Below are 19,133 nucleotides of genomic sequence, written 5' to 3' on the forward strand. Positions count from 1 at the left end.
TGCGTGCGGATGTTTCTGTTTCTCAAAGGGTCGGATGCGAGGCGCGGTCGAAGAACTTGCGCGCCGCGCGCTCGTCGCTGTCGCGCTGCTCGCGCTTGGCCTCGGCCATCAGTTCCTGCATGCGCACGCGCTCGGCCAGCGTGTCGAAGGAGCTCAGGCGTCGGCGCTGCTGCTGCCAGTCGTTGCGGCCGTGGTCCAGCCGGGTGCCGGTCTGCGCGGCAATGGCGCGCTGCTGCTCGATGGCGTTGTCCAGCGTGCCGAGGAAGTTGCGGTAGTTGCGCCACTGCGAGGAGGGCAGGCCGTCGCGCATCAGGGCGTCGAGTTGCTCGTGGTAGTCCTGCCGGTACTGCAGCAGCAGGTCGAGCTTCTGGCTGGCGTCCAGGTGCGCGTTCTGCAGCGCGCCCAGGCGCCGCGCGGCGTCGTCGGTCTGCGTGTGCGCCAGGTCGATCAGCATGCCGAGAGGGAGCTTGCGTGTCATCTTTTGCTTCTTTGCGGAGTGGGTGTGCGCGGCTCGCCTTCGAACAGGTTTTCCAGGCGGGCGATGGATTCGGCATAGTCCGTGCGCTCGTCCATCGACTGCTGCAGGAAGCCCTCGATGCGCGGGTACATCGCGATCGCCTGGTCCAGCTGCAGGTCGTGGCCGGGCGCGTAGGCGCCCACGCTGATCAGGTCGCGGTTGCGCTGGTAGCGCGAGAGCATCTGCTTGAAGCGGCGCACGGTGTCGAACTGCGAGGACGGGATCAGCGCGGTCATGGCGCGGCTGATGGAAGCCTCGATGTCGATGGCCGGGTAGTGCCCGGCCTCGGCCAGCGTGCGCGAGAGCACCACGTGGCCGTCGAGAATTGCGCGCGCCGAGTCGGCGATGGGGTCCTGCTGGTCGTCGCCTTCCGAGAGCACGGTGTAGAAGGCGGTGATGGAGCCGCCGCGCCCGTTGGCGTCGCGCTCGCCGTTGCCGGCGCGCTCCACCAGCGCCGGCAGCTTCGCGAACACTGATGGCGGATAGCCCTTGGTGGCCGGCGGCTCGCCCACGGCCAGCGCGATCTCGCGCTGCGCCATCGCGTAGCGGGTGAGCGAGTCCATGATGAGCAGCACGTCCTTGCCGCGGTCGCGGAAGTATTCGGCCAGGCAGGTCGCGTAGGCCGCGCCCTGCAGGCGCAGCAGCGGCGAGTTGTCGGCCGGCGCCGCCACCACCACCGCGCGTGCCAGGCCCTCTTCGCCCAGCGTGTTCTCGATGAAGTCCTTCACCTCGCGGCCGCGCTCGCCGATCAGGCCGACCACGATGACCTCGGCGCTGGTGTAGCGCGCCATCATGCCCAGCAGCACGCTCTTGCCCACGCCGGAACCGGCGAACAGGCCCATGCGCTGGCCGCGGCCCACGGTGAGCATGCCGTTGATGGCGCGCACGCCCACGTCGAGCACCGAGTCGATGGGCGCGCGCGTCAGCGGGTTCATGGGCGGCGAGCTCAGCGGCACCTTGCGGGCCATGTCGAGCGGGCCGAGCCCGTCGAGCGGACGACCGGCCGCGTCGACCACGCGGCCGAGCATGCCTTCGCCGACCGGCAGGCGCTTGGTGTGCGCATTGCCGCCGCCGATGGTTCCCGCAGCATCGGGCTCGGGCGCGCCGGGCCGCGCATACACGCGCGCGCCGGGCAGCAGGCCCGCCACTTCGGTCTGCGACATCAGGAAGAGCCGGTCGCCCGCGAAGCCGACCACTTCGGCCTCGGCGTGCCGTTGCGCATGGCCCGGCGGCAGCTCGATCAGGCAGTCGCTGCCCACGGGCAGCTGCAGGCCCACGGCTTCGAGAACCAGTCCCACGGCGCGCGTGAGCCGGCCCGAGGCGATGGTGGTTTCGCAGCCCGCCACATTGGCGCGCGCTTTTTCGAGCGCGGCGAGCACCGACTGCAGATGGGGGTTGGGGGCGGTGGCCTGCATGGCGGTTGTCACCGGGCTTCGGGCCTGCCGTCGGCGTCGCCGTTGAGGGCGCCCGTCACGCGCTTCCAGCGCGTTTCCAGCGTGCCGTCGAGTTCGCCGGTGGCTGATTGCACGCGGCAACCGCCTCGGGTGATGGTGTCGTCGGCGCGCATCTGCCAGCCTGCGGCTTCGATCTCTTCGCCAAGGCTGCTTCGCACCAGCGCCACGTCGTCGGGGTGCAGCAGCAGGCGCGGCTCACCGCGCAAGGCTGGTTCGGTGTTGAGCAGGTCGCGCACCACGGGCAGCACCCATTCGGGCTCGGCCTTCAGCGTGCGGTGCACCACCTGGCGGGCCACGTCGAGCGCGAGCGCGATCACGGCCTGCGATAGCTCTTCCTCGGCGCGGCGCAATGCATCGGGCAGCGACCGGGCCAGCGCGCGCAGGCGTTCGGCGTGTGCGCTGGCGGCCGCGAGGCCGGTGGCCAGGCCCTCGGTGTGGCCCACCTTGCGGCCTTCGGCAAGGCCGGCGGCGCGGCCCTCGGCTTCGCCGTCGGTGCGGGCTTCCTTGCGGATGCGCGCGAGATCGGCGAGGTCGATCTTGGGTGCGGAAGGAGGCGGCGGCGCTGGCGGCGCGGTGTTCCTGCGCTCGCCCGTCGTCTTGCGGGCCGCGGGCGTGCGAGGACTGCCGTCGATGGTGCCCATCTCCCAGCGTTCCCATGCGGACAGCGCGGGCGCGGGAACGATGGGGCGCTCGGTTCTTGGCCCGCCTGCCGCGTGGCGTGCGGCGGCGTGGATGGCTGCGAGCCGCTCGCGCGATTCGCCGAAGCCGCCGAAGTTGCCGTTGGAATCAGACGAACTCATCGGTGCCAGGCGTCGCGATCACGATTTCGCCGGCCTCCGCCAGGCGGCGGGCGACCTGCAGGATGGCCTTCTGCTCGGTTTCGACCTGCGACACGCGCACAGGTCCGCGCAGCTCCATGTCCTCGCGCAGCGTCTCGGCGGCGCGCTGCGACATGTTGTTGAGGAACTTGTCGCGCAGCTCCATCGGCGCGCCCTTGAGGGCGATGATGAGCGAGTCGCTCTCGATGTCCTTGAGCAGGCGCTGGATGCTGCGGTCTTCCAGGCCCAGCAGGTTCTCGAACACGAACATTTCGTCGACGATGCGCTGCGCCAGAGCCTCGTCCTGCTCGCGCACGTGGGCGATGGCTTCTTCCTCCACGCTGGTGCTCATGAGGTTGACGATCTCGGCCGCGGTGCGCACGCCGCCCAGGCGGCTGCGGCGCAGGCCCTGGCCCGCGAGCATCTCGGTGAGCACGTCGGTCAGTTCGTTCAGGGCCGAAGGCTGCACGCCGCCGAAGGTGGCCACGCGCATGATCACGTCGTGGCGCAGGCGCGCGGGCAGCTTCTCGAGCACCTCAGAGGCCTTCATGCGGTCCAGGTGCACGAGCAGCGTCGCGAGGATCTGCGGGTGCTCGTCGCGGATGAGCTCGGCCACTTCGCCGGCCTCGAGCTCGTTGAGCCGCTCGATGCCGCCGTGCGGCTCGTCGGGCTGCAGGATGTCTTCCAGCAGGTTGCTGGCGCGGTCCTCGCCCAGCGCCTTGCGCAGCACGGCGCGGATGTAGCTGGTCGAGCCCAGGTGCAGGGCCGAGAGCTGCTCGGTCTCGTTGCGGAACTCGGCCAGCACCTCGGCCAGCTCTTCCTTCGAGACGGAGGTGAGCTTCGACATCGCGAGCCCCAGCGCCTGCACCTCGGAGGTGGGCAGCTGGTGCAGCGCGGCTGCCGCGCGGTCTTCGCCCAGTGCCATCAGCAGGATGGCGCTCTTGCGTGTTCCCTGTTCGCTACTCATCGTTGTTCATCCAGTGCTGGATCAGCGCCGCCACCACCTTCGGGTCCTTGTCGGCGGTCTGGTGGGCGTATTCCATGTCGGCCTTGCGGCGGTTGGCCTCGCGTTCGCGCAGGCTTTCCTCGGCGGAGGGCGTGTTCTCATCCGGTGCGGCGGCGGCCACCACGGCCGGGGCTTCCGCAGCGGCCGGAGCGGGCGGGGGCGCCAGGTGCTTGCGCATCAGCGGGCGCAGCACGGCGAACCAGGCGAAGAGCGCGAGCAGCGCGTACAGCAGGTACTGGCCGGCGATCCTGGCGAGGTCGAGGTTCTCGCGGTCGCGCCAGAACGGCACCTCGGGCGCGGGAGCGTTGTCGGTGTCACGGGCGAAGGCGCTGTTCACCACGTTGAGCGAGTCTCCTCGTTCCTGGCTGAAGCCCATGGCTTCCCTCGCGAGGTTGCGGATCTGCTCCAGCTCGGCCGGCGTCAGCGCGCGGCTGGCGGTCTTGCCCGCGGCATCCACCGCGTCGCGGTTGTTCACGACGACGGCGACCGACAGGCGCTTCACGCCGCCGGCGGCCTGCTGCACGTGGCGGATGGTGCGGTCGAGCTCGTAGTTGGTGGTGGTGTCCTTGCGCGAGCTGCTCGGGCCGGTGGGCGCCGCGGTCGTCGATGCGGTGGCGGTGCCGGGGGCACCCGGTGCGCCGGGCGTTCCGGGGGCGGGCGGGGTTCCGGGTGCGTTCGGTGCCCTCGGGCCGGTGATCGGCGCAACGGGGTTCACCGGCGGCTGGTTCGACAGCGCGCCCGGCACGCCGCCGGGCTGTCCGCCGCCGTGCTGTGCCGACTCGCTGCTCTGCTGGCTGCGCACGGCGGCCTGGGAAGGGTCCTGGTTGGGCTTGTATTTCTCGTCGGTGTGCTCGACCACAGAGAAGTCGATGTCCGCTGCCACCTGCGCGCGCACGTTGTTCGCGCCCACGATGGGCTGCAGGATCGCCTCGATGCGGCGGATGTAGCCCTGCTCGATTTCCTGCGCGTACTTGAGCTGGCTCACGTCCAGCCCGCGGTCTGCGCCGCGCGCGGAAGAAAGAAGGTTGCCGCGCTGGTCGACCACGGTCACGCTCTTGGCGTCGAGGTCGGGCACGCTGCTGGACACCATGTGCACGATGGCGCTGACCTGGCCTTCGTCGATGCTGCGTCCGCGCGCCAGTGCGAGCACCACCGAGGCCGAGGGCTTCTTCTGCTCGCGCACGAAGAGCGAGGGCTTGGGCAGCGCCAGGTGCACCCGGGCCGACTCGATGGCGCCGATGGATTCGATGGAGCGCGCGAGCTCGCCTTCGAGCCCGCGCTGGTAGTTGACCTGCTCGGCGAACTGGCTGGTGCCGAACTTCTGGTTGTCCATCAGTTCGAAGCCCACCCCGCCGGCCTTGGGCAGGCCCTGCGCCGCGAGCTTGAGGCGGGTCTCGGCCACCTTGTCGCCCGCGATCAGGATCGCGCCGCCGCCGTCGGCGAACTTGTAGGGCACGTTCATCTGCTGCAGCGACGCGATGATCGCGCCGCCGTCGCGGTCCGACACATTGGTGTAGAGCACCTTGTATTCGGGGCCGCGGCTCCACAGCATGAATGCCGCCGCGGCGGCCACCAGGGCCGCGCCGCCGATGATCAGCGGCAGCCTCGGCTGCGCGCGGAGGCGGTCGAGCAGGGCCGGCTGGCCGTCGCCGGACTGGGGCAGCGCGTCCGCGGGCGCAGCCGTGCTCATGGGTGCGCCCTCGTCGCGGCCATGGCCATGGTGGGAGAGGAATTTCGGTTTAGAGATTTCATTCCGGATGGCCGGTGATGTCGTCCGCGGCCTGTTCGTTTCGCGGACGATTGTCAGCAGTCACCCGGAATTCGAATGGCCGAACAGCCGGGGTTTTCGCCCTTAGTTGCGCGCTTGAATCGGGGTCTTCCCTTGATACGCTGCAAGCCAGCCGGAGGGCCCTGGTCCCTCCGTATCAAGTCACGCAGAAGTGTTCAGACAAACAAGAGGAAGAGGATCACCATGTCCATCAGCGCCATCGAATCGATCCTGCAGCAGATGCGGGCCACCGCGGTCCAGACGGGCATCGCGCCGCAGACGGCAGCCCCGGCCGAAGCCGGCGGCTTCGCCGCCGAACTCAAGCGCTCGCTCGCCAACATCAGCGGCGCCCAGCAGCAGGCCTATGCGCAGGCCGAGTCCTTCGAGCTGGGCAAGCCCGGCGTCGCGCTCAACGACGTGATGGTCGACATGCAGAAGGCGAACGTCGCGTTCCAGACCGGGCTGCAGGTTCGAAACCGGCTCGTGACCGCCTACCAGGAAGTGATGAACCTGCAGGCTTGAAGGGTGAACGGGTGATGTGGAGAGGGGCGCGCAACTTTTTCGTGCATGCCCCCTAAAGGTTCGCAGGGCCCCGCCGATAACCAAGTCAACGATGGCTTGAGTCTCTAAGTGGAAGCGGGTCCAGCGTTACGGCCAAAAGCCGGAGTCCACAACCTTTTTTCATCAATCAGGAGTCGAACATGGCGCAAGTCATCAACACGAACAGCCTCTCCCTGCTCACGCAGAACAACCTGAACAAGTCGCAGTCGGCGCTGAACAGCGCCATCGAGCGCCTGTCTTCGGGCATGCGCATCAACAGCGCCAAGGACGATGCCGCCGGCCAGGCCATCGCCAACCGCTTCACGGCCAACATCAAGGGCCTGACGCAAGCCACCCGCAACGCGAACGACGGCATCTCGATCGCCCAGACGACGGAAGGCGCCCTGACCGAAGTCAACAACAACCTGCAGCGCATCCGCGAACTGGCTGTGCAGGCCGGCACGGGCACGAACTCGGCCAGCGACCTGGACTCCATCCAGGCTGAAATCGGCCAGCGCATGGACGAAATCAACCGCGTTTCGCAGCAGACCCAGTTCAACGGCGTGAAGGTCCTGTCGGCAGACGCCGGCAAGCTGACCGTGCAAGTCGGCGCGAACGATGGCGAGACCATCGACATCGACCTGCAGGAAATCAGCGCCAAGACCCTGGGCCTGGACGGCTTCAACGTCAACGGCAAGGGCGTGTCGGCCAACGCCAAGGCCAACGTCAACGACCTGACCAAGGCCGGCGCCACCGGCACGGGCCCCTACGTTGTGACCACCAGCTTCGCCAAGGTGACCGCCGAGCAGGCCGTCGACGCGATGCAGGACGGCAACACGGCTGTCGTGGGTGCGACCACCTACAAGTACGACGCCGCCGCCGGCAACTTCACGACCACCGTCGCCGTCGCCACCGGTGCTCCCACCACGGCTTTCGCCGGCACGCTGCTGCCGACCGCGGGCAACAAGTTCTCGGGCACCTTCACGGGCGTCAGCGGCACCACCAACTTCGAAGTCGACAGCGCCGGCGCGATCACCATCGGCGGCCAGGCAGCCTACCTCTCGGGCGGCAACCTGACGACCAACAACGTCGGCGCTCCTCCGGCCGCCACGCTGTCGGGCCTGTTCGCCAGCGGCGACACCACCGCCAGCGCCTCGAGCATCAAGCTCAACGGCACGAGCTACGACTTCGGCGCTGCCGCGAACTCGGGCTTCACCTACACGAAGACCGTTTCGAAGGACGACGTGAAGACCGCCGTCGCCGGCGCCGCCTCGACGGTGAACCTGGGCTCGGGCATCTTCGCCTCGACCGTGACCTTCGCCGCTGCCGGTGGCCAGTCCAGCGACACGTACATGGACAACGACAAGGAGATGACCAAGACCGCGTCGTACACCACGAGCTACAACGTCAACGCAGTCAACGGCGAAGTGACCGTTGCCTCGACGACCGGCACGGGCAAGTACGCAGCCGACGTGGGCGCAGTGGCCTACGTCAACTCCGCCGGCAAGCTGACCACGGACACGACCAGCAAGGGCACCAAGACGAGCAACCCGCTGGCCGCGCTCGACGCAGCCCTGGCCAAGGTCGATACGCTGCGCGGCAGCCTGGGTGCTGTGCAGAACCGTTTCGACTCGGTGATCGCCAACCTCGGCACCACGGTCGTCAACCTGTCCTCGTCGCGCTCGCGCATCCAGGACGCCGACTATGCGGTCGAAGTGTCGAACATGACGCGCGCCCAGATCCTGCAGCAAGCCGGTACCTCGGTGCTGTCGCAGGCCAACCAGACCACGCAAGGCGTGCTGTCGCTCCTGCGTTGATCGAAAGGTACTGAGAAGTCAGAGGAAAGCCGGGCCCCTCCCCTGGGGTGGGACCCGGCCGACGCAGGCCCCCGGCGCAATCCGGGAGTGCCTGCGCTGTTCCCTGCGGCCATGCCGGTCCAGGCGAGGCCGCAGAGAACAGCGAACCCAGCACAGCAAGGTGGAAATGATGTTGAACCCCGTGTCGGCGAACTCCGTGAAGGACAACCAGTGGACGCAGCTGCTCGTCGGCGGCGCCGCGGGCGCGGCCTCTGCCGCCGCCGCCACGGCCGAGAAGGACGACGCGAAGGAGGGCGCGACGCCGGTCCAGGTGGAGCAGGCGGTGCGCCAGGTGAACGAGTCGCTCGCGCTGCGCGAGGTCGGCCTGCAGTTCGAGGTCGACAAGGAGACCGACATGGTCATCGTCAAGGTGGTGGACCGCGCCAGCGGCGAGGTCATCCGCCAGATTCCCAACGAGGAAGTCGTGCGCATCGCGAAGCTGATGAACGACGGCAACGGACTGCTGGTGGACCACGCGGCCTGAGGCCGGCACGCGGGCACCGGCAATCTCAATCAAGGACAAACAGGAAAGCATCCACATGGCAACCATCAGCAGTCTCGGCGTCGGCGCCAACCTCGACCTCGCCTCCCTGCTCACGCAGCTGGAGACCGCCGAGAAGCAGCCCATGGTGGCGCTGCAGGCCAAGGCCAAGAGCTACACGAGCAAGCTGTCGGCCTACGGCACGATCCAGAGCGCGCTCTCCACGCTGCAGGCGGCGGCCAAGAAGCTCGGCGACCCGACGTTCTTCCAGAGCGTGACGGGCACGCCCACCGTCAGCGGCATCCTGTCGGCAACCGCCACCGACACGAGCGCGGCGGGCAACTACACCATCGACGTGTCGCAGATCGCGCAGTCGCAGACGCTGGTGAGCGCGGGCCAGGCCGACGCCAAGGCCGCCATCGGCACCGGCAAGATCACCATCGACTTCGGCGCCATCACCGGCGGCACGCTCGACCCGGCGACCGGCCAGTACAGCGGCGCCACCTTCACCGCCGACGCGAGCCGGCCCGCCAAGTCGATCACCATCGACTCGACCAACAATACGCTGGAAGGCATCCGCAACGCCATCAACGGCGCGAACGCGGGCGTCACGGCCAGCATCGTGAACGACGGCAGCGGCACGCCCAACCGCCTGGTGCTGACCTCGACGCAGACCGGCGAGAAGTCGAGCATGCGCATCGCGGTCGACGGCGACGCGGCGCTGCAGGGCCTGCTGAACAACGACCCCGCCGGCGCGCAGAGCCTGAAGCAGACCTCGGCGGCGCAGAACGCGAAGCTCAACGTCAACGGCATCGACGTCACCAGCCCGACCAACACGGTGAAGGAAGCCATCCAGGGCGCCACGCTGACGCTGGTGGGCACCGGCAAGACCGGCCTGTCCATGAAGGAGAACACGGCCGGCGTGAAGACGGCCATCAACGACTTCGTGAAGGCCTACAACAGCCTGCAGAGCACGGCCAAGACGCTGACCGCGTACGACGCCGACACCAAGACCGCCGCGGCGCTGGTGGGCGACAGCACGCTGCGCAACCTGCAGACGCGCATCCGCCAGGCGCTCGTGGCGCCGCAGTCCGGCGGCACGAACGACATGAAGGTGCTGACCGAGATCGGCGTGTCCTTCCAGAAGGACGGCACCCTGGCGGTCGACTCCGACAAGCTGGACAAGGCGCTGGCCAACAACCTCAAGGGCGTGGCGAACCTGTTCTCCAGCGCTACCGGCAGCAAGGCCGGCTACGGCAAGCAGATCGACGCGCTGGTGGACGACGTGACCAAGGGCGCGCTGAAGGTGGCCAGCGACGGCGTGACGGCGACCATCAAGGAACTCGACACCCAGTACGACGCGATGCAGCTGCGCGTGGACGCCACGGTCGACCGCTATCGCAAGCAGTTCAACCAGCTCGACGTGCTGATCAACAACCTGAACAACACCAAGAACTACCTCACGCAGCAGTTCGACGCGATGTCGAAGCAGTCCAAGTAGGACGCAAGGCACGCGGAACCTGGAGCACCAGCCGATGTACACCCCCCACAACATGCGCACAGGTGCCGGTGCCTACGCGCGCCTCGGTGTCGAGACCAGCGTGATGAGCGCGTCGCCGCACCAGCTCATCACGATGCTGTTCGATGGCGCCAAGACCGCCATCGGCATGGCGCGCCACCACATGGCCGCCGGCGACACCGAAGCCAAGGGCAACGCGATCTCCAAGGCCATCGGCATCGTCGACAACGGCCTGAAGGCCGGGCTCGACGCCCAGGCGGCCGGCGAGGCCGGCGCCGAGCTGGTGGCCAACCTTTCGGCGCTGTACGACTACATCGTGCAGCGGCTGTTCCGCGCCAACCTGCACAACGACGTGCTGGCCCTGGACGAGGCCGACCGGCTGCTCGAGAACATCGCTTCCGCCTGGCGGGAGATCGACGACCGGGCCCGTGGCTGAAATGCAACCGCAAGAGAAACAGAAAAACATGGCATTCCGGAGTGAGGTCGTTCATTGCTACGAAGAGCTGGCCACCGGCATCGCATCGATGCTGGTGCTGGCGCGCGCCAAGGAGTGGGGCCAGCTCCCCGCGCTCGAAGCCCGCTGCTCGGCGATGGTGGAGCGCCTGAAGGCCATCGAGCCCCACGAGCTGCTGGACGCGACGCAGGTCGAGCATGTGCTCGATCTGCTGGAGCGCATACGTTCCGACCAGGCCGAGGTGTCGGGGCTCATCAAGCCGCAGCTCGAGAGCCTGATCAGCCGCATGGGATATCTCACGCAGCAGAAGAACCTCGGCAGGGCCTACGGGCCGCCGCACTGAGCGCGGCTGCCGGACGACCTGAAGAAACCGCACCATGACTGGACTCGCCGGACTGCTCGACGCGCTGCTGGCCGCAAGGCTCGCGCCGCGGCTGGACGTGCTCGGCATCAAGCCCGAGACCACCATCGGCGCGCCCGGGCCGGCGGTGGCGATCGGCAAGGTCGAGAACGATGTCAGGCTGCCTTCCAATGCGGCGCTCGACAGGCAGATCCCGGGTGCCGCTGCCGGCGGTACTCCCCATGCCGGCTCCGGCGCCCAGCCTTCGATGGAGACGCGGCTGTCGGTGGCGGCGCGCGTCATCGGCGCGGTGCTGGCCGACCTGCAGGCGCAACCGGGGCCGGTGCGTGGCGCCGTGCCGCTGATGCCTTCGCGCGCGCAGCCGGTGAACGCCGCGGCGCTGGCGGGCACGCTGGCGCAGGCTGTGTCGGACAGCGGGCTCTTCTATGAATCGCACCTGGCGTCGTTCACGGCCGGCGGCCGCACGCTCGCGCAGATGAAGCAGGAGCCCCAGGCGCAGTGGGCCGTGCCGGTGATCGCGAAAACGCAGGCGGGTGCATCGGTCGCGTCGCAGGTGGTGGCTGCCGCATCGACGGCGGCGATCGTCGATTCGCCGGATGCGCTGCCTTCGCCCGTGGCGCAAGCTCAGGTGCCCGCGGTGCAGGGCGACGGCGCCCGCGCGGTGGGCGTTGCCGCGCCACAGGCGCCGGCCACAGCAGGGCAGCCACAGGACGCCGGTGTCTCCTCCTCGCAAGGCAAACCGCAGACTCTGGAACAGCAAGCCGCGGCGAACGACGCGGCGCGGGTGCAGGCCGCCTATCGGCAACCCGAGAGCGCATCGCCCGGCGGCGGCTTCGATTCGATGCCCGCGCACCGCGCCAGCGAATCCGCGCGCCAGGCCGACAGCGCCACGGCCCTGCCGGCATCGCGCGGCGGCGAAGTGATCCATCCCCAGGCCGTCACGCTGGTGCACCAGCAGCTCGATCTGCTGGCCAGCTCGGTCTTCCGCTGGAACGGCCATGCCTGGCCCGACGTGCCGATGAGCTGGACTGTGGAGGAAGAACAACAGGCCCGGTCCGAGGCGCGCGAGGGCGCGGTAGCCGAGGAAGAGGGTGCGCGCCGCTGGTCGACCACGGTCTCGCTGGAGCTGCCGAAGCTTGGCGAGGTCGACTTGCGGCTGAGCCTCGACGGCCAGGCCGTCCAGGCGCATCTGTTCGCGCGCGAGGCTTCGACCATGGTGCGCCTGCGCGGCGACACCGGCCGGCTCGCGAAGCGTTTCGACGCCGCGGGCCTGCAGCTGCAGCAGGTGCTGGTCGCCGCAAAGGAGGTTGCCCTATGAGCGCCGCGCCGGGCCGTCCCAGGCAAGCTCGCACCGCAGTGCGAAGCACGAAGGTATTCCAATGAACGAGGTGCTCGACAACCGCAACAGCGCCGTCGCGCTGTCCTATGCGGACAAGACGCGGGCGCCTGTCGTCGTGGCCAAGGGTTATGGCGTGGTCGCCGAATCGATCATGCGCGAGGCGCGCGAGCACGGGCTTTACGTGCACTCGTCGGCCGACCTCGTGAAGCTCCTGATGCAGGTCGACCTGGACAGGCAGGTCCCGCCGCAGCTGTACCTCGCCGTGGCGGAGGTGATGGCGTGGATCTGCCGCCTCGAGGGTCGCGCAGGCGACTAATTGACCAGATGGACCAATGTGAAATCATGAATCGAGAAATTCGTTCAAATGGTCTTTCATCGAGGCTAAATAAACCCATAGCGTTTATCAATTCGATGTTGCTGACGAATAAATTCGCGCTTTTTTGGGTGGCGTCTGAAACATTTGTTACCCAAACGGCTGACACCTGTAAACGCGGGGCCTCCATTGGGAGATGAGGAGTGCCTTGTCAGATGCCTCCTACCTTTTTTACCCTCATGTCATACAAAACACTTCAACATGTAAAACTTTGTGTATATAATGTATACACGATTGTTAGGAGCACGAAGTGAGCTTTGAATCGGAAATGGGATCAGACATGGAAAACGTCAACATCACCGCCAACGGCGTGATTTCGAGGGAAATCGGCGAGATAAATCTGGCCTATATGCTGCTGGCGCAGAAGCTGGTGAAGCAGGACAGGGCCGAGGCCATGTTCCGCCTCGGCGTGGGCCGTGAGCTGGCCGATCTGCTGGCGAACATGTCGCTCAGCCAGATCGTGAAGCTGGCCGCGTCCAACTTCCTGCTGTGCAGCTTCCGGCTGGACGACCGCCCCATGTTCGCGGTGGTCGGCGAGGGCAAGGAGCCTGCGCTGCAGCAGGCGCATATGTCGATCCTGATGGCCGCGCGCCAGGCGCAGGCACAGTCGCAGGCGCAGATGCGCGGAGCGAGCGCGGCGTGACCAGCAAGAGCGTCCTGGGCGAGGTGCGGCAGGTCCAGCTCGCGATCGAGCTGATCGGCCTCGGCGCGCGCCTGCAGTTCCTGGAAGCCGCGGTCACGCTGAGCCGCGAGCGCCTGATCCGCCTCTACAAGGAACTCAAGGGCGTCTCTCCGCCCAAGGGCCTGCTGCCGTTCTCCACCGATTGGTACATGACGTGGCTGGCCAACATCCACTCGTCGATGTTCTACAACATCTACCGGTTCATGCTCGACGAGGCGGACGAGAACGAGCTGCCCGCGCTCATCAAGGCCTACCGCCTCTACACGCAGCAGGTCGAGGCCAACGGTGGCGAGGTGGTGCTCGACTTCACCCGCGCCGAGACCATGGTCCGCTTCTTCGACAGCGACATGCTGCAGCTGAGCACCTGCTGTCGCTGCGGCGGCCATTTCGTGGCGCATGCGCACGACAACAAGAACGGATACGTGTGCGTGCTGTGCCGTCCGCCTTCGCGCGCGGGCAAGGCACGCAAGCCCAAGGCGCCAGAGCGCCGCCGCGGCGGGCTCGTCGCGGTGGCGCCGGTGATGGACATCGGCGGCGCCGTCTAGGAAAAGTGCCCCGCCGGCGGCCATGGCCGCCAGGGGTTTGTTGATTCGACGCCCGCTGGGCGATAGGGGAAGCGCGTGCTGGTTCTGGTTGGATACATCGTGGTGATCGGTGCCGTCTTCGGTGGCTACGGCCTCATGGGCGGGCACTTCGGCGTCCTGTTCCAGCCGGTCGAACTGCTCATGATCGGCGGCTCGGCGCTGGGCGCCTTCATCGCCGGCAACAACGGCAAGACCATCAGGGCCACCATCAAGGAACTGCCCCTGCTGCTGCGCACCTCCAAGCACAACCGCCAGCTCTACATGGACCTGCTCGCGCTGCTGTACGAGCTGCTCGCCAAGGCCCGCAAGGAAGGAATGATGAAGCTGGAGACCGACGTGGAAGACCCGTCCCAGAGCGAGATCTTCACGCGCTATCCGAACATCATGGCGCACGAGGGCATCACCGTCTTCCTGTGCGACTACCTGCGCTTGGTCATCAGCGGCAACACCGATGCGCACGAGATCGAGGCGCTGATGGACCACGAGATCGAGACCATCCGTCACGAGGCCGCGGTGCCCGGCCACAGCCTCTCGCGCGTGGGCGACGCGCTGCCCGCGCTGGGCATCGTCGCGGCAGTGATGGGCGTGGTGCACGCACTGGGCTCCGCCAACCTGCCGCCCTCCGAAATGGGCGCGCTGATCGCTCACGCGATGGTGGGCACCTTCCTCGGCGTGCTGCTGGCCTACGGCTTCGTCTCGCCGCTGGCCTCGCTGATCGAGCAGAAGGTGGAAGAGGGCATGAAGATCTACCAGTGCGCCAAGGTCACGCTGCTGGCCAACCTCAACGGCTACGCGCCTCAGCTCGCGGTGGAGTTCGGCCGCAAGGTGCTGTTCTCGACCGAGCGCCCCTCGTTCACCGAGCTGGACGACCGCGTCCGCGAAGTCAAGGCGCGCTGACGCGCCCATCGCACGAGCCAGCACAGAGCAGCCAGCGATCATGAGCGACGACAAGCCAAGAGTCATCTTCAAGCACGTCCACAAGGGCAAGCACGGGGGCGCGCACGGCGGCGGCTGGAAGATCGCCTATGCCGACTTCATGACGGCCATGATGGCCTTCTTCCTCGTGATGTGGCTGCTCTCCATCTCCAGCACCAAGCAGCGCGAAGGCATCGCGGAGCACTTCCGCATGCCGTTGCGCGTGGCGCTCACCGGCGGCGACAAGTCCAGCCTCAGCACCAGCATGATCCCCGGCGGAGGCGCCGACCCGGTGCACGTGGAGGGCGAGGTCAAGCTCACCGAGACCGCGAGCGAGGACGAGGCCGACGCCAGCCGCCTCGCCGAGATGAAGAGAAATCTCGACGCGCTGATCGAGAAGAGCCCTGTGTTCCAGCAGTTCCGCTCCCAGATCCTCATCGACATCACCACCGAGGGCCTGCGCCTGCAGATCGTCGACACCGAGAACCGCCCGATGTTCGAGCTGGCCAGCGCGCGCGTGGTGCCGCACATGCGCGCCATCCTGCGCGAGCTTGCGCCGGCGCTCAACGGCCTGCCCAACAAGATCACCCTGTCGGGGCACACCGACGCCATCGTCTACACCAACGACCGGTCGTACGGCAACTGGGAGCTGTCGTCAGACCGCGCCAACGCCTCGAGGCGCGAACTCGTGGCCGGCGGCATGGCCGAGGGCAAGGTGCTGCGCGTGATCGGCCTGGCCGACAGCATGCACCTGGACAAGGCCGATCCGCGCAACCCGATCAACCGGCGCATCAGCATCATCCTGCTCAACCACCGGACCCAGGAACGCATCGAGCGCGAGAACAGCGCGGAGCCCGTCGGCGGGCTGCGCATCGGCAAGGCGGCCGCGAAGGCGGACTGAACGGACGCACGACAGCAGACGGCACAACAACAAGAAACACACAAAGACACGAGATGGACCTCAGTCAATTCACCCAAGCCTTCTTCGTCGAAGCCATCGAACTGCTCGCCGAGATGGAGCAGCTCCTGCTGGAACTCGATGTCGACGCCCCCGACAGCGAACAGCTCAACGCCATATTCCGCGCGGCGCACTCCATCAAGGGCGGCGCAGCGACTTTCGGTTTCACTGCCCTTACCAACACCACGCACGTTCTCGAGTCGCTTTTGGACCGCGCCCGCCATGGGCAGCTGCGTCTGACCGGCCGGATGATCGATGCATTCCTGGAAACGAAGGACGCCTTGCAAGAACAACTCACCGCCTACCAGGCAGGCAACGAGCCGGACCCGGACATGGTCGCGCACATCTGTGGCGTGCTTCAGCAACTCGCGCTCGAAAGCGGTGACGCAAGTGCGGCGGCACCCGCGCCCGCTCCGGCCCCTGCGCCGGCTCCTGCGCCGGCTCCCGCGCCTGTGGTGGCTTCCGAGCCCGTGGCTGCGCCGGCAGATGCCGCCGCCGGCAAGGGCGGCGGCGCGCTGCGCGTCCGCTTCGCCCGCCTGTCGGAAAGCGAATGCGAGCTGCTGACCGGCGAGCTGGCCAATCTCGGCAAGGTGCTCTCGAGCACGCGCAGCAACGACCAGCTCACAGTGCTGCTCGAAACCACCTGCTCGCCAGACGACATCGTCGCCGTCTGCTGCTTCGTCATCGACGAATCGCAGATCGACATCACGCACGAAGCGGTTGCCGAAGCTCCGGCAGCGGTGGCCGCACCCGCGCGCGCGCCCGAGCCCGAGCCCGCCGCGATCGTGGAAGCCGCGAAACCGCAGCCCGCGCCTTCTCCCGCACCCTCGGCGCCCGCCACGGCAGCCGCTTCGTCCGCCGCCGCCAGGGAATCCAGCTCCATCCGCGTCGACGTCGAGAAGGTCGACCAGCTCATCAACCTCGTGGGCGAGCTCGTCATCACCCAGTCGATGCTCACGCAGGCCGCGACCATGCTCGATCCGGTGGCCTACGAGCGCTTCCTCAGCGGCCTGGGCCACCTGGAGCGCAACGCACGCGACCTGCAGGAATCGGTCATGTCCATCCGCATGATGCCGATGGACTACGTGTTCAGCCGCTTCCCGCGCGTCATCCGCGACGTGAGCGCCAAGCTGGGCAAGCAGGTCCGCCTGGACACCTACGGCAAGGAAACCGAGCTCGACAAGGGCCTGATCGAGCGCATCGTCGACCCGCTCACGCACCTGGTGCGCAACAGCCTCGACCACGGCATCGAGACGCCCGAGGTGCGCCTGGCCAAGGGCAAGGACGCCACCGGCCAGCTGCTGCTGTCGGCGCAGCACCACGGCGGCAACATCGTGATCGAGGTGAGCGACGACGGCGCGGGCCTCAACCGCGAGCGCATCCTTGCCAAGGCCATGCAGCAGGGCCTTCCGGTGAGCGAAACCATGCCCGACGACGAGGTGTGGCAGCTCATCTTCGCGCCCGGTTTCTCCACCGCCGAGCAGGTCACCGACATCTCGGGCCGCGGCGTGGGCATGGACGTGGTCAAGCGCAACATCCAGGAAATGGGCGGCCACGTCGAGATCCACTCGCGCGGCGGGCAGGGCACCACCACGCGCATCGTGCTGCCGCTGACGCTGGCCATCCTCAACGGCATGTCGGTCAAGGTGGGCAGCGAGGCCTACATCCTGCCGCTGAGCTACGTCATCGAGTCGCTGCAGCCGCTGCCGGAGCACCTGCATTCCATCACCGCCGACGGCCACGTGATCCGCGTGCGCGGCGAGTACCTGCCGCTCATCGAGCTGCACCGCGTGTTCGACGTGGCCGGCGCGCAGACGCACCCCACGCAGGGCATCCTGGTGATCGTGCAGGCCGACGACAGCCGCTTCGCGCTGCTGGTGGACGAGCTGCTCGGACAGCACCAGGTGGTGGTGAAGAACCTCGAGACCAACTACCGCAAGGTGCCCGGCATCTCCGCCGCGACCATCCTCGGCGACGGCAGCGTGGCCTTCATCATCGACGTGGGCGCCATGCCGCGCATCCAGCGCGCGCAGGCCGCGAGTGCGGCCGCGCTCGCGGGCGCGGCCCGGAGGACCGACGCCATTGCACTCTGACATCCGACGGAGACAGCTGAATGCGGTTTGATTTCTTCCGTCGCGCTTCCGAAGGCGCCGGCGCCGAAACCGGCGCCTCCACCCAGCCCGAGGCCGGCTGCGAAGGCCACCTGGCCTACGCGATGCTGCTCGACGCGCAGAGGCGCGTGATCGGCTATCGCATGGCCTGGCGCGCCGCCGGCGCGGCTTCCGATGCGTCCGGCGCAGCGGGCGTCAAGGCGCTCATGGACACGCTCGCCATGCACCTCAACCCTGGCGACGAAGGCTGGCTGCTGGGATCGCAGCTGCTGTTCGTCGACGTGACGGTCGACGCGCTCTTCCAGAGCGAGCTCCAGTCGCTGCCGCCGCAGCAGGTGGTGCTGTGCATGCGCGCGGACGAACTGATGGACGCCGACCTGCGCTCCATCCTGCTGTTCCTGCGCGAGCAGGGCTTCGGCTTCATGCAGTGCGCAGGCGCCGTACTGCCTGAAGACCCGGAGCTGCGCTCCATCGTCACCCACCTCGAAGTCGGCGCGAACGACGTGGACACCGTCGCGCGCCTGCGCCAGGACGCCCAGCTGGGCCACCCGCCGGTGGAGCCGGTGGCCTCGCGCGTGGAAGACTGGACCGAGTTCGATGCCTGTGCGTCGCGGCGCGTGAACGTGTTCATCGACGGCGCCTTCCGCAACCCGCCGGTGCTCGAGACCGAAGACGCGCTGCAGCCCGAGTCGCTGCTGATCGTGCAGCTGATGCAGATGCTCCAGCGCAACGAAGACCTGCGCGTCATCGAGGCCGCGCTCAAGCACGATGCCGCGCTCACCTACCGCCTGCTGCGCTACATCAACTCGCCCGCGGTGGGCATGGCGGTGGAGATCCACTCGCTGCGCCACGCGGTCGCCATGCTCGGCTACTCGCCGCTTTACCGCTGGCTCTCGCTGCTGCTGGCCACCAGCAACAAGGCGGGCTCGCCCTACATGATGAAGAAGGCCATCCTGCGCGGGCGCTTCGTCGAACTGGTGGGGCAGGGCATGCTGCCTGCCAGCGAGGCCGACAACCTTTTCGTGGCGGGCATGTTCTCGCTGCTCGACCAACTGCTGGGCGTGTCGATGGAAGGCGTGCTGCGCAAGGTGCAGCTCACCGAGGCGGTGCAGCAGGCCATTCTTTCGCGCGGCGGCCTCTACGGCCCCTTCGTGGCGCTGGCCGAGAGCTGCGAGCTCGACGACGGGCAGGCGGCGCGCCTGTCGGAGGCGCTGTTCCTGAGCCCGGCGCAGGTCAATGCCGCCCAGCTCTCCGCGCTGGTGTGGGCGCAGGGCGCCAGCCCTGCGGCGAGCGAGCAATGAAGCAAGCCGCGGCCGGAGTGCCGAAAGTGCGGGGCATTTGCGCGTCTGATCGGTCCATTGGAAACGGTGGCCGCTATGTACATTGAAAGCCAACCT

The 19,133-nt window shown here is 67.8% G+C and carries 19 protein-coding genes; 14 read left to right on the plus strand and 5 right to left on the minus strand.

Translation table 11 applies throughout. From position 1 onward, the window contains the following. Window positions 1-22: 22 nt before the first annotated feature. From fliJ to fliF, 5 genes are read right to left on the minus strand one after another with little or no spacing between them, the layout of a single operon-like run. On the minus strand, window positions 23-478 hold the full coding sequence (gene fliJ, locus ACAM57_RS06850; RefSeq protein ID WP_369661093.1) for a flagellar export protein FliJ: 456 nt from the start codon (window positions 476-478) through the stop codon (window positions 23-25). Further along, the gene (gene fliI / locus ACAM57_RS06855; protein WP_184641071.1) at window positions 475-1,932 is read right to left on the minus strand and encodes a flagellar protein export ATPase FliI; all 1,458 of its coding nucleotides are present in this window, start codon (window positions 1,930-1,932) and stop codon (window positions 475-477) included. The genes fliJ and fliI overlap by 4 nt, the downstream gene beginning before the upstream one ends. 8 nt (window positions 1,933-1,940) lie before the next feature. After that, window positions 1,941-2,771, minus strand: coding sequence for a flagellar assembly protein FliH (fliH, locus tag ACAM57_RS06860; protein ID WP_369661094.1), 831 nt, complete (start codon window positions 2,769-2,771; stop codon window positions 1,941-1,943). Next, the gene (gene fliG, locus ACAM57_RS06865) at window positions 2,758-3,756 is read right to left on the minus strand and encodes a flagellar motor switch protein FliG (RefSeq protein ID WP_126023311.1); all 999 of its coding nucleotides are present in this window, start codon (window positions 3,754-3,756) and stop codon (window positions 2,758-2,760) included. The genes fliH and fliG overlap by 14 nt, the downstream gene beginning before the upstream one ends. After that, entirely contained in the window at window positions 3,749-5,485 is a 1,737-nt protein-coding gene (gene fliF / locus ACAM57_RS06870) for a flagellar basal-body MS-ring/collar protein FliF (protein WP_369661095.1), read from the minus strand. Before fliF ends, fliG begins: the two co-directional genes overlap by 8 nt. Before the next feature lie 282 nt (window positions 5,486-5,767). Here fliF and fliE point away from each other — a divergent pair, with 282 nt between their 5' ends. From fliE to ACAM57_RS06940, 14 genes are all read left to right on the plus strand, one after another. Then, a complete protein-coding gene (gene fliE / locus ACAM57_RS06875) occupies window positions 5,768-6,085 on the plus strand; it encodes a flagellar hook-basal body complex protein FliE (protein WP_369661096.1) in 318 nt (105 codons plus the stop codon). Window positions 6,086-6,264: 179 nt separating this feature from the next. After that, on the plus strand, window positions 6,265-7,920 hold the full coding sequence (locus tag ACAM57_RS06880) for a FliC/FljB family flagellin (protein ID WP_176662971.1): 1,656 nt from the start codon (window positions 6,265-6,267) through the stop codon (window positions 7,918-7,920). Between the two features lie 166 nt (window positions 7,921-8,086). Next, window positions 8,087-8,443, plus strand: a complete 357-nt coding sequence (locus tag ACAM57_RS06885) for a flagellar protein FlaG (protein ID WP_184641075.1) — start codon at window positions 8,087-8,089, stop codon at window positions 8,441-8,443. A 55-nt stretch (window positions 8,444-8,498) separates the two neighbouring features. Continuing rightward, entirely contained in the window at window positions 8,499-9,941 is a 1,443-nt protein-coding gene (gene fliD / locus ACAM57_RS06890; RefSeq protein ID WP_369661097.1) for a flagellar filament capping protein FliD, read from the plus strand. Between the two features lie 34 nt (window positions 9,942-9,975). Beyond that, window positions 9,976-10,395 carry a flagellar export chaperone FliS gene (gene fliS, locus ACAM57_RS06895; RefSeq protein ID WP_184641077.1) on the plus strand — a complete coding sequence of 140 codons (420 nt, stop codon included), beginning with the start codon at window positions 9,976-9,978 and terminating at the stop codon, window positions 10,393-10,395. Between the two features lie 28 nt (window positions 10,396-10,423). After that, window positions 10,424-10,756, plus strand: coding sequence for a flagellar protein FliT (locus ACAM57_RS06900; RefSeq protein ID WP_221297679.1), 333 nt, complete (start codon window positions 10,424-10,426; stop codon window positions 10,754-10,756). Window positions 10,757-10,790: 34 nt separating this feature from the next. Then, complete coding sequence (locus tag ACAM57_RS06905) at window positions 10,791-12,092, plus strand: flagellar hook-length control protein FliK (protein WP_369661098.1); 1,302 nt, start codon at window positions 10,791-10,793, stop codon at window positions 12,090-12,092. A 61-nt stretch (window positions 12,093-12,153) separates the two neighbouring features. Further along, window positions 12,154-12,429 carry an EscU/YscU/HrcU family type III secretion system export apparatus switch protein gene (locus ACAM57_RS06910; protein WP_369661099.1) on the plus strand — a complete coding sequence of 92 codons (276 nt, stop codon included), beginning with the start codon at window positions 12,154-12,156 and terminating at the stop codon, window positions 12,427-12,429. 337 nt (window positions 12,430-12,766) lie between these two features. After that, window positions 12,767-13,129 (plus strand): flagellar transcriptional regulator FlhD, encoded by a 363-nt coding sequence (gene flhD, locus ACAM57_RS06915; protein WP_184641079.1) that lies wholly within the window; start codon window positions 12,767-12,769, stop codon window positions 13,127-13,129. Next, window positions 13,126-13,713, plus strand: coding sequence for a flagellar transcriptional regulator FlhC (gene flhC / locus ACAM57_RS06920; RefSeq protein ID WP_369661100.1), 588 nt, complete (start codon window positions 13,126-13,128; stop codon window positions 13,711-13,713). Before flhD ends, flhC begins: the two co-directional genes overlap by 4 nt. Window positions 13,714-13,788: 75 nt before the next feature. Continuing rightward, window positions 13,789-14,649: a flagellar motor stator protein MotA gene (gene motA / locus ACAM57_RS06925; RefSeq protein ID WP_369661101.1), complete on the plus strand. Its 861-nt coding sequence runs from the start codon at window positions 13,789-13,791 to the stop codon at window positions 14,647-14,649. A gap of 40 nt (window positions 14,650-14,689) precedes the next feature. Continuing rightward, a complete protein-coding gene (gene motB, locus ACAM57_RS06930) occupies window positions 14,690-15,568 on the plus strand; it encodes a flagellar motor protein MotB (RefSeq protein WP_126023322.1) in 879 nt (292 codons plus the stop codon). 53 nt (window positions 15,569-15,621) lie between these two features. Continuing rightward, window positions 15,622-17,718 (plus strand): chemotaxis protein CheA, encoded by a 2,097-nt coding sequence (gene cheA / locus ACAM57_RS06935; RefSeq protein ID WP_369661102.1) that lies wholly within the window; start codon window positions 15,622-15,624, stop codon window positions 17,716-17,718. A gap of 20 nt (window positions 17,719-17,738) precedes the next feature. Beyond that, complete coding sequence (locus ACAM57_RS06940) at window positions 17,739-19,037, plus strand: EAL and HDOD domain-containing protein (RefSeq protein ID WP_369661103.1); 1,299 nt, start codon at window positions 17,739-17,741, stop codon at window positions 19,035-19,037. Window positions 19,038-19,133: the final 96 nt, after the last annotated feature.

The sequence above is a fragment of the Variovorax sp. V15 genome (assembly GCF_041154425.1).
Classification (GTDB): Bacteria; Pseudomonadota; Gammaproteobacteria; order Burkholderiales; family Burkholderiaceae_C; genus Variovorax; species Variovorax guangxiensis.

What these genes read in the sequence shown, in the direction of transcription:
- fliF (WP_369661095.1), bottom strand. Translation starts at nt 5,485, where the DNA reads ATGAGCACGGCTGCGCCCGCGGACGCGCTGCCCCAGTCCGGCGACGGC.
- motB (WP_126023322.1), top strand. Translation starts at nt 14,690, where the DNA reads ATGAGCGACGACAAGCCAAGAGTCATCTTCAAGCACGTCCACAAGGGC.
- ACAM57_RS06905 (WP_369661098.1), top strand. Translation starts at nt 10,791, where the DNA reads ATGACTGGACTCGCCGGACTGCTCGACGCGCTGCTGGCCGCAAGGCTC.
- flhD (WP_184641079.1), top strand. Translation starts at nt 12,767, where the DNA reads ATGGAAAACGTCAACATCACCGCCAACGGCGTGATTTCGAGGGAAATC.
- ACAM57_RS06910 (WP_369661099.1), top strand. Translation starts at nt 12,154, where the DNA reads ATGAACGAGGTGCTCGACAACCGCAACAGCGCCGTCGCGCTGTCCTAT.
- fliS (WP_184641077.1), top strand. Translation starts at nt 9,976, where the DNA reads ATGTACACCCCCCACAACATGCGCACAGGTGCCGGTGCCTACGCGCGC.
- fliJ (WP_369661093.1), bottom strand. Translation starts at nt 478, where the DNA reads ATGACACGCAAGCTCCCTCTCGGCATGCTGATCGACCTGGCGCACACG.
- ACAM57_RS06885 (WP_184641075.1), top strand. Translation starts at nt 8,087, where the DNA reads ATGATGTTGAACCCCGTGTCGGCGAACTCCGTGAAGGACAACCAGTGG.
- ACAM57_RS06940 (WP_369661103.1), top strand. Translation starts at nt 17,739, where the DNA reads ATGCGGTTTGATTTCTTCCGTCGCGCTTCCGAAGGCGCCGGCGCCGAA.
- fliH (WP_369661094.1), bottom strand. Translation starts at nt 2,771, where the DNA reads ATGAGTTCGTCTGATTCCAACGGCAACTTCGGCGGCTTCGGCGAATCG.
- fliG (WP_126023311.1), bottom strand. Translation starts at nt 3,756, where the DNA reads ATGAGTAGCGAACAGGGAACACGCAAGAGCGCCATCCTGCTGATGGCA.
- ACAM57_RS06900 (WP_221297679.1), top strand. Translation starts at nt 10,424, where the DNA reads ATGGCATTCCGGAGTGAGGTCGTTCATTGCTACGAAGAGCTGGCCACC.
- fliD (WP_369661097.1), top strand. Translation starts at nt 8,499, where the DNA reads ATGGCAACCATCAGCAGTCTCGGCGTCGGCGCCAACCTCGACCTCGCC.
- fliI (WP_184641071.1), bottom strand. Translation starts at nt 1,932, where the DNA reads ATGCAGGCCACCGCCCCCAACCCCCATCTGCAGTCGGTGCTCGCCGCG.
- fliE (WP_369661096.1), top strand. Translation starts at nt 5,768, where the DNA reads ATGTCCATCAGCGCCATCGAATCGATCCTGCAGCAGATGCGGGCCACC.
- ACAM57_RS06880 (WP_176662971.1), top strand. Translation starts at nt 6,265, where the DNA reads ATGGCGCAAGTCATCAACACGAACAGCCTCTCCCTGCTCACGCAGAAC.
- cheA (WP_369661102.1), top strand. Translation starts at nt 15,622, where the DNA reads ATGGACCTCAGTCAATTCACCCAAGCCTTCTTCGTCGAAGCCATCGAA.